General features: G+C 50.5%; 19 protein-coding genes and 1 pseudogene. 17 read left to right on the top strand and 3 right to left on the bottom strand.

Translation table 11 applies throughout. The annotated features are described in order from the left end of the window. Positions 1-72: 72 nt before the first annotated feature. Positions 73-1,068, top strand: coding sequence for a DMT family transporter (locus tag ACJAZW_RS04060; protein WP_415155594.1), 996 nt, complete (start codon positions 73-75; stop codon positions 1,066-1,068). Between the two features lie 4 nt (positions 1,069-1,072). Here the strand turns inward: ACJAZW_RS04060 and ACJAZW_RS04055 are convergent. Next, a pseudogene (locus tag ACJAZW_RS04055) lies at positions 1,073-1,243 on the bottom strand (TetR family transcriptional regulator C-terminal domain-containing protein); the annotation flags it as partial. A gap of 673 nt (positions 1,244-1,916) precedes the next feature. Between ACJAZW_RS04055 and ACJAZW_RS04050 the strand changes: the two are divergent. The 4 genes from ACJAZW_RS04050 to ACJAZW_RS04035 all read left to right on the top strand — a co-directional run bounded on the left by ACJAZW_RS04050 (position 1,917) and on the right by ACJAZW_RS04035 (position 4,438). Beyond that, on the top strand, positions 1,917-2,876 hold the full coding sequence (locus tag ACJAZW_RS04050; protein ID WP_415155593.1) for a hypothetical protein: 960 nt from the start codon (positions 1,917-1,919) through the stop codon (positions 2,874-2,876). After that, positions 2,873-3,379, top strand: coding sequence for a DUF411 domain-containing protein (locus ACJAZW_RS04045; RefSeq protein ID WP_415155592.1), 507 nt, complete (start codon positions 2,873-2,875; stop codon positions 3,377-3,379). Before ACJAZW_RS04050 ends, ACJAZW_RS04045 begins: the two co-directional genes overlap by 4 nt. 117 nt (positions 3,380-3,496) lie before the next feature. Then, positions 3,497-3,982 carry a c-type cytochrome gene (locus ACJAZW_RS04040; RefSeq protein ID WP_415155591.1) on the top strand — a complete coding sequence of 162 codons (486 nt, stop codon included), beginning with the start codon at positions 3,497-3,499 and terminating at the stop codon, positions 3,980-3,982. A gap of 312 nt (positions 3,983-4,294) precedes the next feature. Then, complete coding sequence (locus ACJAZW_RS04035) at positions 4,295-4,438, top strand: hypothetical protein (RefSeq protein WP_415155590.1); 144 nt, start codon at positions 4,295-4,297, stop codon at positions 4,436-4,438. Between the two features lie 4 nt (positions 4,439-4,442). On the opposite strand, the gene ACJAZW_RS04030 is transcribed toward ACJAZW_RS04035, so the two are convergent. Both ACJAZW_RS04030 and ACJAZW_RS04025 read right to left on the bottom strand, forming a co-directional pair. Continuing rightward, the gene (locus ACJAZW_RS04030; RefSeq protein WP_415155589.1) at positions 4,443-5,078 is read right to left on the bottom strand and encodes a TetR family transcriptional regulator C-terminal domain-containing protein; all 636 of its coding nucleotides are present in this window, start codon (positions 5,076-5,078) and stop codon (positions 4,443-4,445) included. Beyond that, positions 5,065-5,733, bottom strand: a complete 669-nt coding sequence (locus tag ACJAZW_RS04025) for a TetR family transcriptional regulator C-terminal domain-containing protein (RefSeq protein WP_415155588.1) — start codon at positions 5,731-5,733, stop codon at positions 5,065-5,067. Before ACJAZW_RS04025 ends, ACJAZW_RS04030 begins: the two co-directional genes overlap by 14 nt. Before the next feature lie 175 nt (positions 5,734-5,908). Here ACJAZW_RS04025 and ACJAZW_RS04020 point away from each other — a divergent pair, with 175 nt between their 5' ends. The 12 genes from ACJAZW_RS04020 (at position 5,909) to ACJAZW_RS03965 (ending at position 17,302) form a co-directional block, all read left to right on the top strand. Then, positions 5,909-7,234 carry an aspartate aminotransferase family protein gene (locus tag ACJAZW_RS04020; RefSeq protein WP_415155587.1) on the top strand — a complete coding sequence of 442 codons (1,326 nt, stop codon included), beginning with the start codon at positions 5,909-5,911 and terminating at the stop codon, positions 7,232-7,234. Further along, positions 7,234-8,724, top strand: a complete 1,491-nt coding sequence (locus ACJAZW_RS04015) for a CoA-acylating methylmalonate-semialdehyde dehydrogenase (RefSeq protein ID WP_415155586.1) — start codon at positions 7,234-7,236, stop codon at positions 8,722-8,724. The genes ACJAZW_RS04020 and ACJAZW_RS04015 overlap by 1 nt, the downstream gene beginning before the upstream one ends. A gap of 21 nt (positions 8,725-8,745) precedes the next feature. Next, a complete protein-coding gene (locus ACJAZW_RS04010; RefSeq protein WP_415155585.1) occupies positions 8,746-9,243 on the top strand; it encodes a hypothetical protein in 498 nt (165 codons plus the stop codon). Position 9,244: 1 nt separating this feature from the next. Further along, positions 9,245-10,495, top strand: a complete 1,251-nt coding sequence (locus tag ACJAZW_RS04005) for a Zn-dependent hydrolase (protein WP_415155584.1) — start codon at positions 9,245-9,247, stop codon at positions 10,493-10,495. 178 nt (positions 10,496-10,673) lie between these two features. Continuing rightward, entirely contained in the window at positions 10,674-10,961 is a 288-nt protein-coding gene (locus tag ACJAZW_RS04000) for a GIY-YIG nuclease family protein (RefSeq protein ID WP_415155583.1), read from the top strand. 114 nt (positions 10,962-11,075) lie between these two features. After that, positions 11,076-11,708: a LysE family translocator gene (locus tag ACJAZW_RS03995; protein ID WP_415155582.1), complete on the top strand. Its 633-nt coding sequence runs from the start codon at positions 11,076-11,078 to the stop codon at positions 11,706-11,708. 111 nt (positions 11,709-11,819) lie between these two features. Then, positions 11,820-13,274, top strand: coding sequence for a dihydropyrimidinase (gene hydA, locus ACJAZW_RS03990; RefSeq protein ID WP_415155581.1), 1,455 nt, complete (start codon positions 11,820-11,822; stop codon positions 13,272-13,274). Further along, positions 13,274-13,732, top strand: a complete 459-nt coding sequence (locus ACJAZW_RS03985) for an NUDIX hydrolase (protein WP_415155580.1) — start codon at positions 13,274-13,276, stop codon at positions 13,730-13,732. Before hydA ends, ACJAZW_RS03985 begins: the two co-directional genes overlap by 1 nt. Beyond that, entirely contained in the window at positions 13,729-14,517 is a 789-nt protein-coding gene (locus ACJAZW_RS03980; RefSeq protein ID WP_415155579.1) for an ABC transporter ATP-binding protein, read from the top strand. Before ACJAZW_RS03985 ends, ACJAZW_RS03980 begins: the two co-directional genes overlap by 4 nt. Beyond that, positions 14,507-15,406 carry an ABC transporter permease gene (locus ACJAZW_RS03975; protein WP_415155578.1) on the top strand — a complete coding sequence of 300 codons (900 nt, stop codon included), beginning with the start codon at positions 14,507-14,509 and terminating at the stop codon, positions 15,404-15,406. The genes ACJAZW_RS03980 and ACJAZW_RS03975 overlap by 11 nt, the downstream gene beginning before the upstream one ends. Further along, entirely contained in the window at positions 15,403-16,260 is an 858-nt protein-coding gene (locus tag ACJAZW_RS03970; protein WP_415155577.1) for an ABC transporter permease, read from the top strand. The genes ACJAZW_RS03975 and ACJAZW_RS03970 overlap by 4 nt, the downstream gene beginning before the upstream one ends. Before the next feature lie 52 nt (positions 16,261-16,312). Beyond that, positions 16,313-17,302: an ABC transporter substrate-binding protein gene (locus tag ACJAZW_RS03965; protein ID WP_415155576.1), complete on the top strand. Its 990-nt coding sequence runs from the start codon at positions 16,313-16,315 to the stop codon at positions 17,300-17,302. Positions 17,303-17,328 lie beyond the last annotated feature (26 nt).

Below are 17,328 nucleotides of genomic sequence, written 5' to 3'. Positions count from 1 at the left end.
TTGATAGTTGCATTACGATGGAGCAAATTTCAGGTGTCGATCCGCGCACCAACCAAGAGATTAACCCCAATTATGCCAACTGGACAACGCACCCCAACAACCCAAGTGCGGTCACAGAACCTGCAGAATAAAACTCAAACCACCAATTCCCCACATGGATTGGTAATAGATGGTCGCGAAAAACTTCGCGGCCATTTTGCTATGATCTTGTTCGCAATGTTGATTTCTGCCAGCTTTTCCTTTGGAGCGCTCGCCGCTCCACATATTGATGCAGGCGCGCTCAGTGCATCACGTTTTTTGCTTGCCTCGATTGTGATGGGGTTGATTACCTATTTCACGGGCAACAAGCTGGTTGAAAAAGGCAAAATTCTCCCCAAATCGCCGCTTCGCTTCATCTTACTTGGCGCATTGATGGGCGTCTATTTCGTCACCATGTTCGAAGCGCTCAAGATCACCTCGCCAGTTTCAACCGGAGCGGTGTTCACGCTTATGCCAATGATTTCCGCTGGGTTTGGCATTTTGTTTTTAGCGCAACGGGTTTCATCGCGCATGATCATCAGTCTGTTGATCGCCGCAGCTGGTGCCATTTGGGTGATTTTTCGCGGCGATTTACAAGCACTTCTGGCGTTCAACATCGGCACAGGCGAAATGATCTTTTTCGTCGGTGTAATCTGCCATGGGGCATACGCGCCGCTGGTGCGCAAACTTAATCGGGGCGAACCCGTGGTGATATTTTCATTTTGGACGCTGCTGGCATGTGCCGCTTGCCTGACCATTTACGCCGCCTGGGGCATCGCCAGAACCGACTGGTTGAATTTACCAGCCGTTGTTTATTGGGCAGGGCTTTACCTCACCATTTTCACCACCGCCCTCACTTTCTTTTTGCTGCAATATGCAAGCCTACGGCTACCTGCTTCAAAAGTGATGAGCTATGGTTATCTCACCCCAAGCTTTATCATTTTGATCGAGGGATTTAGCGGGCGCGGCTGGGTGAACCCAAGCGTTGCCTTTGGTGCATTGGTGACGGTGATCGCGCTACTGGTGTTGGCATTCGCCAAAGAAACGTAAACGTTTAGACCTTGAGCATCGAGGTGAACATATTGACCAAAAAGGCTTTTGTGTTCTCAAATTCTGCTGGGTCGTCTATGCTGCGCCCCAACACCAAGCGCACTTGTTCTTCAAAATCAGCATAATGTTGGGTGGTTGCCCAGATCGAAAAAATCAAATGCTTTGGGTCAACTTTTTTGTTACGGCGACAGTTCATAATTACACCGTAATTACGCGTTCTATTAAACGCGACCTTATGTCAAAGTGATAATCGACAATGAACGTTGTAACGTCTAATATGTCCTTATGAAGAATGCAGTTTTGCTATCATTGCTGGTTGTTTTTACAATTTTCGGTGCCGATAGGGTAACCGACAGAATTGGCAGTTCTGCTGAGATTACTTCACAAGCCGTCGCTTCAATGAGTTTGGACTATTGCTTGTGTAATTTGTTTATTCCGTCGGAATGTGACCTATCTTGTGTTCCACAACCCCAACTATTGTCACTTTCAAATAGCTTTGTTGGGAGCGCTGACAAGCTCGCCACAATCGTGGTGTATCGTTATGCAAAAGGCCTTACTCGGCCACCCGACCCATATCCTCCACGAGCTGCCTAAAATGGTCTGAGGCGTTGGAGCTAACACTAAACTTTTGTCGTGTCTTGGTTCCTGCGTTCGAATACTTAGGGACATTTGGTTTGTCTTTAGCTCTGGCTATGCAAGCCAACTCACGATTTTGTTTAGCTCGAAACAATTCCACACGTTGGGCAAAAAGTCTTTGCGCACTAGTGCCGCAGTCCCTGAGACTCTATATGACACAAGCGTCACTTCTCTGTGAGTTGTGAGGCGTGCTGAATTCGAAAGATATGAATATGACAGAAAAGTTCAATTTGGCGATAGCTCCATCCAGGCGACAAATCCTAAAGCTGGCAGCTTCATCTGCCGTTGCATTGATAACTGCGCCTTTTGGTTTTCGTTCCGCTTTTGCTGGCAATCCGGCGGGCTCTGCAATTACCTTTGACGGCGATACTCTTTTAGTTGCGCAAGATACAAGCATTTGGAACAATCCAAACGGCAAGTGGGACAGATTACCTAACCAAACATCGGGTGAAATATTGACCCTTGCCACACATCCCGTTCGCCCAAATCGGATAGTTGCAGGTTTAGCGCGCTCAGGCGTGGCGCTGTCCGAAGATGGTGGTAAGAGCTGGTTACCCAGAAACAACAACTTGCCGGAAGCACCGGTAACAGCACTTGCATTTTCCGCCTCGCAACCAGAAACGCTGTATGCCGCCCTCAAAGGTGATGGGCTATGGAAGAGCGAGGATGCAGGGGCTTCCTGGAGCTTTGCTATGGATAGGCCATGGCTTGAAGATGCCGAGCGTAACGTCTTTTCATTAGCATCGGTTGATCTAGCAACCGGTATGGGCGGTATTTGGATATACGCAGGAACCGAAATGGGACTTACTAGGGTTCCAGATTGTTTTTGTAGATGGCAAGACGTGCAAGCGGGTGACGCCATGGATGCGTTAGTATCAGGGGTGTCCCCTATAACGGAGGTACCTTTACCTCAAGGTGAGCCAATATACTCTCTCATTAGTGCAGCATCTACTCCATCCAAGCTTTTTGCCGCGTTGCAATCGGGTATCTGGGCGTCTGAAGACGCTGGTGTCATCTGGGAAAAGCGTTCGATTGTGGACGCAAGAGCAATCGCCGTGCACCCAAAAAATGCTAAAAACCTTGCCGCACTCACAGAGGACGGCGTCATTCAAAGCCAAGACGGCGGCATCACATGGGCCACCATTTTAGACCTACAAGGGATACCATCATGAACAAAATTCTTGCAATCGGCGGAGTCGTAGTTTTTGCTGTCGCTAGCACGACCGCTCTTACAGGTTTCAATGCGACAGCCTTAGCGAATTCCAATTCAGCGCAGAACATAAGTGAAAATGGAAAGCGCATGGCAGCAAAAAAAGCCATTACAATCTGGCGCGATCCAAATTGTGGATGTTGCGATACCTATGCCGATTATCTTGAGGCAAACGGTTATACCGTGACGCGCGTCGACGATCGCAATTTCGATCAGCGTTCGGTTGATATGGGCGTTCCAGAGAGGGGAATAGGATGTCATTTGTCCGAGGTCGACGGTTACGTCGTGAGCGGGCTCGTGCCAGCCGAAATCATCGAACGTTTGGTTACTGATCGTCCTAATATCACAGGAATCACGTTACCAGGAATGCCTAGAAATGCACCGGGTATGGCACGCACAAAAACAGGTACGCTCAAAACTTACGCGTTTGGTGAGGGCGGCGTCTCCGTTTATTCCAATGAATGATGGCATTAGCTCAATGCTGCAGTCAACGATGATCAATGGTGAACCTATTTTATTGCTCATATTTACCGCCCTGATCCGTAGTCAACTAGCGTTGGCCAAATATTTGAGGAAGCCGATATGAATAGAAAAGCTGTAGTCATATTGGGTGCGGCCATGATTTTCATCGTTGCCTCAGGTGCATATTTTTGGCAACAGAATCTTGGATCAATTGACAGCAATCTGACGATACTCGGTAAACAGGTGACAGCCGAACAAATATCTAACGGAAGGGAGACCTATGCTGCAAACTGCGCCTCCTGCCATGGTGACAACCTGGAGGGTCAGCCAGATTGGCAACGCAGGTTGGAGAACGGGCGAATGCCTGCGCCTCCACACGATGAAAGTGGCCACACATGGCACCATTCGGATCAAGTCTTGTTCACTATCACAAAGTTTGGAGTCGGTGCTGTTGTTGCAGATTATGAAAGCGATATGCCCGCCTTCGCACATAATCTGAGTGATGAGGAGATCGCCGCTGTACTCGCTTTTATTAAGAGCACTTGGCCCGAGCGCCCGCTGGAAGCGCAAGCGAAGATTACTGCCAATGACAAGGATAAGCTATGAGTTTGTCTATCGATTAACATGAAACTCTGCATCGTGGGATTGCAGGTTAAAGCTTACTTATTCTTTGGCTTGCGCCCACGTTGTTGACGAAGGGGACTAAGTTTTGTAGTGCGTTCCAGCGCATGTGTCAGGTCAGTTGTAGTCCCCATTTCTCTCGGGCTTAGCTTGTAGAAATGGTGGTTCGTTTCAGTTTCATAGCGGCTAAAAACCCGATAGCTATATTGGGCAGGGCTTTACCTCACCATTTTCACCACCGCCCTCACTTTCTTTTTGCTGCAATATGCAAGCCTACGGCTACCTGCTTCAAAAGTGATGAGCTATGGTTATCTCACCCCAAGCTTTATCATTTTGATCGAGGGATTTAGCGGGCGCGGCTGGGTGAACCCAAGCGTTGCCTTTGGCGCATTGGTGACGGTGATCGCACTGCTGGTGTTGGCATTCGCCAAAGAAACGTAAACGTTTAAACCTTGAGCATCGAGGTGAACATATTGACCAAAAAGGCTTTTGTGTTCTCAAATTCGGCTGGGTCGTCTATGCCGCGTCCCAACACCAAGCGCACTTGTTCTTCAAAATCAGCATAATGTTGGGTGGTTGCCCAGATCGAAAAAATCAAATGCTTCGGGTCGACTTTTTTGAGCTTACCCTCATCCATCCATTTTGAAATGATCAGGGATTTGTCATTAAGCAGATCATTGACTTCACCTGCCAAGATTGGTTTGAAACGTGGTGCACCTTGAATGATTTCATTGGCGAACAGTCGGCTTTCGCGCGGAAAGTCACGAGACATTTCAATCTTGCGCACCACATAATTCAAAATTTCGCCGAGCGGATCGCCATCTTCGCTCAGTTCCTTCATAGGGTCGAGCCAAGAATCAAGTAACCGCGACAAAAGGGTTTCGTGGATATCCTGCTTGGATTTGAAATAGTAGAGCAAGTTGGGTTTAGACATGCCCGCTTGCGTTGAGATTTGATCAATGGTTGAGCCACGAAAACCATGTTGGGAGAAAACCTCCAACGCTGCGTCGAGAATCTTTTGCTCATTCGCGCGTTGAATACGCGTCTTGCGTGCCGGTTTTTCCACTTTAGTGGCCGTCATCGTTACCCCCAATAGTAAGCCCAACCCCTGCGAGAATGATCTTCTTCACATCACGAGTGGCGGCTTGCCAAGCTCCATCATCAAACGGGCGTCCATCGTTCAAGGTTTCCACCTGATGCACAAAATCCGCATAGTGCTGGGTTGTTGCCCAAATCATATAAAGTAGGTGCTTGGGATCGATCTTATCCATGCGCCCATCGTCTATCCAGCTCTGAATAACGGCTTCACGGGAACTCGTCCACTCTTTTAGCGTAGTCTCCAAATAGTCTTGAATAATTGGTGCGCCATGCATCACTTCGTTGGCCCAAACCTTTGACCCATTTGGGTGCGCCCTCGAAATCTCCATTTTTTTGTTGATATAACTTTCCAGTGCATGGGATGGATCCATGTTTTGATCAAAAGAATCAGCGGCCTCCAACCAGATGTCAAAAATGTTCTGCACCACCTGGCTATAGAGCGCCTCTTTGGTGGGATAATAATAGTGTAAATTGGCCTTCGGAATGCCTGCAAAATCGGCAATCATTTGGGTTGTAGCCCCTTTGAATCCGTACTCTGCGAAGATTTTCTCCGCTGCATCCAGGATCGCTTGTTTTTTTTCGCTGCGCGTCGCGAGTTTTTTAAAGTTGCCGTTGGTCATTGCTTGTGATTTGATCACTTTTGTTCACCGCCATTTATGGCTTTTTATCAAATTATTGCTGCATGTAAATAAAACTTGACCAAATGGTCAGATCGGTTAAGCTTTTATCAAATAGTCAATTTCTGGGTAGCATACAATTTTGCTCCTTCCAAATTGGGCTTTACCGCAGCGAACGAGGAGGGGAGGTGCGGATATGACTGACACTACCACTGTACCTAACGATCTAAACGCATTTTGGATGCCTTTTACATCCAATCGCCAGTTTAAGAAACAGCCACGTATGTTTGTGGGTGCAAAAGATATGCACTACACAACCAGCGATGGCCGCCAAGTGCTTGATGGCACGGCGGGCCTATGGTGTTGTAATGCGGGCCATTGCCGGCCCAAGATCACCGAGGCGATCCAGAAGCAAGCCGCTGAAATGGATTATGCGCCAGCGTTCCAAATGGGCCATCCAAAGGCATTCCAGCTGGCCAATCGCCTTACGGACATTTCGCCCGATGGTATGGATCATGTGTTCTTCACCAATTCAGGTTCTGAATCAGTTGAAACAGCGCTAAAGATCGCCCTCGCCTATCAACGTATTAAAAGTGGCGGTTCACGCACCCGTTTGATCGGTCGCGAACGCGGCTATCACGGCGTAAACTTTGGCGGCATTTCTGTTGGCGGCATCATGCCAAACCGCAAAATGTTCGGCACATTGCTCACTGGCGTTGATCATATGCCGCATACGCACCTACCAGAACAGAACGCCTTCACCAAAGGCATTCCTGAGCATGGTGGAGATTTGGCAGATGAGTTGGAGCGCATTGTGGCGTTGCACGACGCATCGACAATCGCAGCGGTAATTGTGGAACCAGTCGCGGGTTCAACTGGTGTACTCATTCCGCCAATGGGCTATTTGAAGCGGTTGCGCGACATTTGTACCAAGCACGGTATTTTGCTGATCTTTGACGAAGTCATCACCGGGTTTGGTCGTCTGGGCTCGCCTTTCGCGGCGCAACATTTTGACGTGATGCCGGACATCATCACCACCGCCAAAGGTCTCACCAATGGCGTGATCCCCATGGGTGCGGTTTATGTGACCAATGAAATCCATGACGCGTTCATGGAAGGTCCTGAGCATATGATCGAGTTTTTCCACGGTTACACATATTCGGGCAATCCGATTGCCAGCGCCGCCGGGTTAGCAACGCTTGAGACCTACGAAGAAGAAGGGCTTTTGACCCGTGGTGCGGAAATGGCATCCTATTGGGAAGACGCCCTACACTCTTTGCGTGACGCCAAACATGTCATCGACATTCGCAATATTGGGCTGATCGGCGCGATTGAACTCTCGTCAATCGCGGGCGAACCAACAAAACGCGCCTTCTCATGCTTCTTAGACGCATATGAACGTGGGCTTTTGATCCGCACCACAGGCGACACCATCGCTTTGTCGCCACCCCTTATCATCTCCAAAGCACAAATTGACCAGATCGTGGATATTCTTCGAACTGTTCTTAATGAGGCCAACTAATGAGCACCATCCAAAACGCCATCAATGGCCAACGTGTAACTTCTGTCTCGACCAATCGTGTGCCGGTATTCAATCCGGCCACAGGCGAGCAAAGTGCTGAATTGCCGCTTTCCACCGTGGAAGAAGTCAATGCAGCGGTTGCATCTGCCAAGGCAGCGGCCCCAGCATGGGGAAACATGCCAGCGCTTAAGCGCGCGCGCTATATGTTCAAGTACCTTGAACTGTTGAATGCACGTGCTGACGATATTGCCCGCGAAATCTCCAAGGAACATGGCAAAACCCATGATGATGCTTTGGGTGAAGTGCAGCGCGGCCTTGAAGTGGTGGAATTTGCCTGTGGCATTCCGACCATGCTCAAGGGCGACTATAGTCGAAATGTTGGCCCGTCAATCGACACCTATGCAGACCGCAAACCACTTGGCGTTGTGGCAGGCATTACCCCGTTCAACTTCCCCGCAATGGTGCCCATGTGGATGTTTCCTGTGGCGATTGCTTGCGGTAACACGTTCGTTCTCAAACCCTCCGAGCGTGACCCATCGGCCCCGATGCTAATTTGGGACTTGTTCCAAGAAGCTGGGTTCCCCGATGGCGTTTTCAACGTAGTGCATGGCGACAAATTGGCTGTGGACACGCTTTTGGATCACCAAGACGTCAAAGCGATCAGCTTTGTTGGCTCCACCCCAATTGCTGAATATGTTTACCAGCGCGGCACGGCTGCGGGCAAACGTGTGCAGGCTTTGGGCGGCGCTAAAAACCACATGATCATCATGCCTGATGCAGATATAGACAAAGCGGCTGACGCCCTGATGGGCGCAGGTTTTGGGTCTGCTGGCGAACGCTGCATGGCGATATCAGTAGCCGTTCCGATTGGCGAAAAAACCGCCGATATTTTGGTCGCCAAACTGAAGCCCCGCGTTGAAGCGCTTAAAGTTGGTCCTGCGACCGACAAAGACGCTGAAATGGGCCCCGTGATCACCAAGATGCACAAAGAAAAGGTCGAAGGTTATATCAACCAAGGCGTTGCATCCGGTGCGGAGTTAGTTGTCGATGGTCGAGGCTATTCACCCCAAGGCTATGAAGATGGATACTTTGTTGGTGGCACGCTGTTCGATAGGGTCACCACCGACATGTCGATCTACCAAGAAGAAATTTTTGGGCCTGTCCTGTCGGTTGTTCGCGCCAAGGACTACACTGAAGCCGTCGACATGATCAATGCACACGAATATGGCAATGGCACCGCCATTTTCACCCGCGATGGTGATGCGGCACGCGAGTTTGCTGATAAAATTGAAGTGGGTATGGTTGGCGTTAACGTGCCAATTCCTGTGCCTGTGGCTTTTCACAGCTTTGGCGGATGGAAACGCTCGTCATTTGGTGCGCACGGCATGTATGGACCAGAAGGTGTGCACTTCTATACACGGCTAAAAACGGTCACGACGAGATGGCCAGAAGGCATCAAAGAAGGCGCAGTTTTCAACTTCCCTACTTAATGGGCATAATGGAGTATTCAATTGCTTGACGCGGAATCAATCTGGCAGATAGTTAGGATAGCAGTACCGTTTTTAAGCGGTATGCTAGGTGCGTTTTTATCAGCTTGGTTTGCCTCACGTCGATTTTACTCCGAAAAATGGTGGGATCGAAAATACAGTGCGTACAGCTCGATCCTAGACGCGCTACACGGGGTGCAAAATAGCTACCAGTCTTCGTATGACGCTTATATCGAGCACAGAGAGCTATCTGACGAATTTGAGGAGACCTCGTGGAAAAAATCTAGGGCGGGCTTTGAGGAACTCAGTCGCCAACGCTTCATTGGAGATTTGGTAATTAGTCAAGAAGCAGTAAACACTCTGAATACACTCGATCTCGAGCTCGACAAGGCTGCTCCTGACTTTTTTAACCACTTGTACGAAGGTCTCGGAGCGTTAGAGGCGGCCACAACCAAAATTAGGTCCATTGCTAGATCCGAACTGAAACCTGCTTCTGGCACCAAACCATATGAGGAAAAGTAGAATGACAGCACCAGGCACCAACCAACGTATCAACTCAGACCGTCTTTGGGACAGTTTGATGGAAATGGCGAAAATTGGGCCTGGCGTTCGCGGTGGTAACAATCGCCAAACCGTCACCGATGAAGATGGTGAAGGCCGCCACCTGTTCCGCAAATGGTGTGAAGATGCGGGCATGAGCATGGGCGTTGACCAGATGGGCAACATGTTCATGCGCCACGAAGGCACCGACCCGGATGCCCTGCCCGTTTATGTGGGTTCTCACTTGGACACCCAACCAACCGGCGGTAAATATGATGGTGTGCTGGGCGTGCTCGCAGGTCTTGAGATTATCCGCACGCTGAACGATTTGAATATCAAAACAAAACACCCTATCGTCGTGACCAACTGGACCAACGAAGAAGGCACCCGCTTCGCCCCTGCCATGCTGGCTTCTGGCGTTTTTGCGGGCATGCACACCCAGGATTGGGCGTATGATCGTGAAGATCATGACGGCCTCAAGTTTGGTGACGAATTGGCGCGGATCGGCTGGAAGGGCGAGGAAAAAGTCGGCGACCGCAAGATGCACGCTTTCTTTGAATTACACATTGAGCAAGGTCCAATTCTTGAAGCTGAAGGCAAAGAAATTGGTGTTGTGACCCATGGGCAAGGTCTTTCTTGGACCCAGTTCACGATCACCGGCAAAGAAAGTCACACAGGCTCCACCCCGATGCCGATGCGCAAAAACGCAGGCCTAGGCATGGCGCGAATTTTGGACTTGGTCGACAAAGTTGCGTGGGACCACAAACCCGACGCAGTCGGCGCTGCGGGCCACATTGATGTTTACCCCAATTCGCGCAACGTGATCCCGGGCAAAGTGGTGTTCACCGTTGACCTACGTTCCCCAAGCCTTGCCACCATTGAAGAAATGGAACAACAAGTTGCCATCGGCGCAATGAAAATCTGCAAGGAAATGGGCCTAAAAATTGAAATCGAAAAAGTCGGTGGTTTTGACCCCGTTGAATTCGATGAAAAATGCGTCACCGCCGTGCGCAACGCTGCTGAACGCCTCGGCTATTCGCACCGCAGCCTGATTTCTGGCGCTGGCCACGATGCCTGCTGGATCAACCGCACGGCCCCAACCGCCATGGTGATGTGCCCTTGCGTTGATGGGTTGAGCCACAATGAAGACGAAGACATCAGCCAAGATTGGGCAGCGGCGGGTACGGATGTGTTGTTCCATGCGGTTGTGGAAACTGCGGAGGTGGTTGGGTGACCTACGAGTGGGAAATGAAGAGGAAAACTGAAACCTGGCCCCGCATCAAGTGCGGGGCGGTACGGGATGGCGGAAGCGGAGTGAGACGGATATTTGGGTATATTGTGCAGAGCTCGTCCGGTTTTGTTTTGAGCATTTCCCCGCGCACCGTCCCGCACTTGATGCGGGACCAATAAACGTGACGCACTATGTCTACATCCTCGCCAACAAACCAAAGGGCGCGATCTATGTGGGCACAGCAAGAGAACTAAGAGAGAGGATCGAACAACACAAAGCAGGGAAAGGATCAACACACACTGCAAAGTACAACATTCAGACATTGATCTACTTCGAACAGTTTGGAACAGCTGTTGAGGCCGTGCATCGCGAAAAGCTTATCAAAAAGTGGCGACGCGAGTGGAAAGACGAGTTGATTGAAAAAGTGAACCCGGAATGGCGCGATATATCCGCTGACATTCCATATTGAACTTTGATTTGGCCCCGGCTTACCCTTTAGGCATTCCCGGCCCTGAGCCGGGATCAAACTGGACGAGAATACTAGGGCAAAAGCGCAACTAAACACAGAGAAAGCAAAGACTAAATGACACCAACCATCCTCATCAGTTTCACCCTCATGGCATCCCTCTTGGTCATTTCACCGGGCCCGAACGGCTTGTTGATCGCCAAGATCGTACCAACGTCGGGTCGCAGTGCGGGCCTTGCGGCGGTGATGGGGTTTATGGCGTCGTTTTATCTGCAGGGCGCATTTGTGGTGTTCGGCATTGCGGTGATTTTGGTGCAAAGCGCTACCGCTTTCACTATCGTCAAACTGCTCGGTGCGGCCTATCTGATTTACATTGGTGTCAAAGCGCTTTTGCAAGCCATTCGCGGTGAATTCAAAGTCACCAAAGCTGCACCTGCCAAAAGAACACGCAACTTTGTGTCGGCGTTTGGCGAAGGTTTTCTCACCAACATTTTGAACCCAAAAACATCAATGTTCTATCTTGCTGCCGTGCCGCAGTTTTTGCCTTTGGGTGAAGTCACGGCAACTAATGTGTTTTTGCTGGTGTTCATCCACTCATCGATAAACGGCATTTGGTTTTTCGGCATGGTGATGCTGTTGTCAAAGCTTGTTGGCGTGTCACAGTCAGTTGCCGTTCAACGCTGGATCAAAGGCGTGACGGGCGCCATTTTTATCGGGTTTGGCGCTAAGCTGGCCACATTAAGAGCCTAAAACAACAAAGCCCGAAACCGGGCGCAAAAAACAAGAACGCCAAAAGGCGCGATACAAGGAACAGAACAACAGCCCCACCATTGCGGGCAGACGAAATTGCAGGAGGAAAAAATGGCATCAAAAGTGATCAAAGGCGGGACGATTGTCACTGCGGATTTGACATATGAGGCAGACGTCAAAATCGAAGGCGGCGTGATCACCGAGATTGGGCCAAACCTTTCCGGTGATGAGATGCTCGACGCCAGCGGCGCATATATTATGCCCGGCGGTATTGATCCGCACACGCACCTCGAAATGCCTTTTATGGGTACCTATTCGACCGATGATTTTGAAAGCGGTACCCGCGCAGCGGTTGCGGGCGGCACCACAATGGTGGTGGATTTCTGCCTGCCCTCACCGAGCCAATCGCTGCTTGAAGCGATCAAAATGTGGGACAATAAATCAACCCGCGCCAACTGTGATTATTCCTTCCACATGGCAATCACATGGTGGGGCGAGCAGGTGTTCAACGAAATGCCCGAGGTCACCAAGCGCGGCATCAACACGTTTAAACACTTCATGGCCTATAAAGGCGCGTTGATGGTGGATGATGATGAAATGTATTCATCCTTCAAACGCTGCGCCGAAATTGGCGCCCTGCCCCTCGTTCACGCTGAAAATGGTGATGTGGTTGCGCAAATGCAGGCGCAATTGCTGGCCGCTGGCAATAACGGTCCAGAAGCCCACGCCTACTCCCGCCCACCAGAAGTGGAAGGCGAAGCCACAAACCGCGCGATCATGATTGCGGATATGGCAGGCGTTCCGGTTTACATCGTGCACACGTCAAGTGAACAAGCCCATGAAGCGATCCGTCGCGCCCGCCAAAATGGTATTCGCGCCTATGGTGAGCCGCTGATCCAACACTTGACGCTGGATGATAGCGAATATGCGAACCCAGATTGGGACCACGCAGCCCGTCGCGTTATGTCGCCGCCATTCCGCAACAAAAAGCACCAAGACAGCCTTTGGGCTGGCCTGCAATCTGGCAGCCTGCAAGTTGTGGCAACAGACCATTGTGCGTTCACCACTGAGCAAAAGCGCAACGGCCTGAATGACTTCACGCTGATCCCGAACGGCACAGGCGGACTTGAAGACCGGATGCCAATGTTGTGGACGCACGGGGTTGCAACTGGCCGTTTGACCATGAACGAGTTCGTCGCCGTCACCTCCACCAACATCGCCAAAATCCTCAATATGTACCCGAAAAAGGGTGCTGTTTTGGTGGGCGCAGATGCTGATTTGGTGGTGTGGGACCCGAACAAAGAAAAAACTATCGCCGCTTCAACGCAACAATCTGCCATTGACTACAATGTATTCGAAGGCAAGCACGTCAAAGGTCTGCCGCGTTACACGCTGAGCCGAGGCAAAGTTGTGCTCGATGATGGCGCGATAAAAACCGAAGAAGGTCACGGCGAATTTGTTGCCCGCGAGCCCTACACAGCCACCAACAAAGCCCTGTCACAATGGAAACAAGTCACGGCGCCGCGCAAAGTGGAACGTACTGGCATTCCGGCAAGTGGGGTTTAATGGCTGTGAAGGAATTTAACGTTGCCGTAGCGCTCGTATTTGATGATCGAGAGCGAGTTCTTTTGGTGAGAAAACGCAACACCGACCATTTTCAACTACCGGGCGGTAAGATCGAACGAGGAGAAACGGCAACTGATACCGTTTTCCGAGAAGTGAAAGAAGAAGTGCAGTTGGAATTGAACAAAGACAGTCTGCAATTAATCGGTGAAGCGAACGGCAAAGCGATGACGGACTATGACGCAATTGTTCGCGCGCAAGTCTTTGCTGGCGATGCCGAAGGCAATGCGACCCCAGCATCAGAAATCGAAGAACTATGCTGGTACGATCTGAACGAAAAACCAAGTGTGCGCCTCGCACTTGTATTGGAAACACAGACCCTGCCGATGGCTCGCGATCTTCTTGCGAACAGATCTCGGACAAATGTTCAAGTTTCGAGTTTGAAGGAGTCATTCCAATGAGTACTTCCAACACCGTGATCCAGTGCAACAATCTGGATCTGACTTTTGAAACCAATGACGGGCCAGTGCATGCGCTCAAGGATATCGATCTAACCATTGACCGCGGCGAATTCGTTTCATTCATCGGCCCCTCTGGTTGCGGCAAAACCACGCTTTTGCGGGTGATTGCGGATTTGGAAAAGCCGACTGGTGGCACCATATCGGTGAACGGCATGACACCGGAGCAAGCTCGGATGAACCGCGCCTATGGTTACGTGTTTCAAGCCGCCGCGCTTTACCCTTGGCGCACTATTGGCGGCAATATTTCGCTTCCATTGGAAGTGATGGGCATGCCAAGAGCTGAACGCGAGGCTCTGATTAAGAAAAACCTAGAATTGGTCAATTTGGACGGGTTTGAGCATAAATTCCCCTGGCAATTGTCTGGTGGTATGCAGCAACGTGCTTCCATTGCCCGGGCGCTGAGTTTTGACCCCGATATGTTGTTGATGGACGAGCCATTTGGTGCGCTTGATGAAATCGTGCGCGATTATCTCAATGTGCAGCTGCTTGAGCTTTGGGCCAAAACCAAAAAGACAGTTGTGTTTGTAACCCACTCGATTCCCGAGGCGGTGTTCCTCTCCACCAAAATTGTTGTGATGAGCCCCAGGCCCGGTCGTATTCACGAAATTATCGACTGTGATCTAGGCGATAACCGCACGCTAGATATTCGCGAAACACCGCGCTTCATCGAGATTGCGCATCAGGTCCGCGAAGACTTGAAGTTGGGGCATGGCGATGACGCTTAAACGAGAGGGATTTGCCGCAATATTGCATGATCGGCTGATCCCGATCGGCACTGTCGCCTTGGCCATTATGCTACTGTGGTACATTTTCACGGTGGTACTGAACGCGCCATTTGAACGTGACCAAGCCGAACGGGCCGGAACGCAGATTACCACCTCGCAATTGATTTCTAACACAATGGCGCAAAAGCGCCCTATTCTGCCGGCCCCACATCAGGTAGCGGTGGAGATATGGGAAACCACGGTCAATAAGAACATCACCTCTAAACGCTCGCTTGTTTATCACACGTGGGTGACCCTTTCATCCACCTTGTTAGGCTTTGCACTTGGCACCGGACTGGGCGTTTTGCTGGCGGTGGGCATTGTCCATTCCAGGGTGCTCGACAAGAGTTTAATGCCATGGATCATCACCTCACAGACCATTCCTATTTTGGCTATTGCGCCGATGGTGATTGTGGTGTTGAACGCTGTCGGCATATCCGGGCTTTTGCCCAAGGCCGTGATATCGATGTATCTGTCGTTTTTTCCGATCGCGGTGGGCATGGTGAAGGGTTTACGTTCACCTGAAGTGATGCATTTGGACTTGATGCACACTTATAATGCGAGCCGTCTGAATGTGTTTTGGAAACTACGCTGGCCGGCCTCCGTGCCATTTCTCTTCACTTCAATGAAAGTCGCCGTGGCGATCAGCTTGGTGGGCGCAATTGTGGGCGAATTGCCAACTGGCGCTTCTGCTGGGCTGGGTGCACGTCTGCTTTCGGGTTCCTATTACGGGCAAACCATTCAAATCTGGTCGGCGCTGATTGCTGCAGCGGTTTTGGCAGCTATCTTGGTGCTTGTGATTGATTTGATCGGGCGATCTGTGACCCGTCGCATGGGGGTGATCACATGAGCTGGATTTTAGGCGCGCTGATTTTCTGGATCGCGGCTTGGACCATTAATCAATGGCTTTCCGTACAAACAATCAAGAACAATGCTTTGCAGCAAACGGTGAATATTCTTATTCCGGTGCTGTTTGGGGCGGCGTTGCTGGTTTTGTGGGAGGGCGTGTGTCGTGGCTTTAATATACCCACCGTGCTGCTGCCACCACCATCGATGATTTGGGCGCGGATTTCCTCATCAACCGACATTTTGTGGGCAGACTTTCGCCAAACTTACCTAAAAGCGGTTATTGCTGGCTTTGTGATGGGGTGTGGCTCCGGGTTTGTTGCCGCCATCATTGTGGATCGCATTCCGTTTTTGCGCAAAGGCTTGCTGCCGATAGGTAACTTGGTTGCTGCACTGCCCATCGTGGGCATGGCACCGATTATGGTGATGTGGTTTGGGTTCGATTGGGAGTCAAAAGCTGCGGTTGTGGTCATTATGACGTTCTTCCCCATGTTGGTGAACACGGTAGCTGGTTTGGCCGCCTCGGGTCACATTGAACGCGATTTGATGCATACTTACGGCTCTAGCTATTGGCAGACATTGTTCAAACTGCGCCTGCCAGCTGCGATGCCGTTTATCTTTAACGCGCTAAAAATCAATTCCACATTGGCATTGATTGGCGCAATTGTTGCCGAGTTTTTCGGCACTCCAATTGTTGGCATGGGTTTCCGCATTTCCACCGAGGTGGGGCGGATGAATGTCGACATGGTTTGGGCTGAGATTTTCATCGCAGCTCTCGCTGGCTCCCTGTCCTACGGGCTACTTGCCCTGCTGGAACGGGCGGTCACATTTTGGCATCCATCCTATCGGAAAAGATAAAATTGACGAACACCGATGGATATTTGATAGATTTTTGAGGAGGAGAATAAGCATGAAAAAAACACTCGCACTAACCTTGGGGCTGGCGACCAGCCTGATGGCGGCAACAACCGGTTTTGCAGCCGAGAAGCTAACCCTGCAACTGAAATGGGTCACGCAGGCCCAATTCGCAGGTTACTATGTCGCTAAAGACAAAGGCTTTTATGATGAAGTCGACCTAGACATCGAGATCAAAGCCGGCGGCCCAGACATTGCGCCACCACAAGTGATCGTTGGCGGCGGTGCCGACGTGATCATCGATTGGATGCCTTCAGCTTTGGCATCACGCGAAAAAGGCGTGCCGTTGGTTAACATCGCGCAGCCATTCCAGCGTTCAGGCATGATGCTAACGTGCCGCAAAGACACAGGCATTACTTCACCTGACGATTTTGCCGGCAAAACACTTGGCGTTTGGTTCTTTGGTAACGAATATCCATTTTTGTCTTGGATGAGCAAACTTGGTCTAGCAACTGATGGCAGCGAAGGCGGCGTGACCGTTCTTAAGCAAGGCTTTAACGTTGATCCGATTTTGCAAAAGCAAGCTGATTGCGTTTCAACCATGACCTACAACGAATATTGGCAGATCATCGACGCTGGCCTTTCAGCTGATGATTTGGTGACGTTCAAGTATGAAAATGCTGGCGTTGCAACCCTTGAAGATGGTTTGTATGTGCTTGAAGAAGACCTTGCGGATCCTGCAATGGTCGACAAGCTTGCCCGTTTTGTTCAGGCTTCCATGAAAGGCTGGGCATATGCTGAAGCCAACCCAGATGAAGCCGCTGACATCGTTCTTGAGAACGACGATACAGGTGCACAAACTGAAGAGCACCAACGTCGCATGATGCGCGAAGTTGCAAAACTTACTGCAGGTGGCGACGGTCGTTTGAACGAAGACGACTACAACCGTACTGTTGATACATTGCTGAACGGTGGCTCTGATCCAGTGATCACAGCTATTCCACAAGGCGCTTGGACTTCAATTGTTACCGACAAAATGATGTAGGGATTTTACCTCCATCATCTGAATTA

Origin of the sequence: Maritalea sp. (assembly GCF_047634455.1) — a bacterium.
GTDB lineage: Bacteria > Pseudomonadota > Alphaproteobacteria > Rhizobiales > Devosiaceae > Maritalea.
This window is presented reverse-complemented; position numbering and strand designations above follow the sequence as displayed.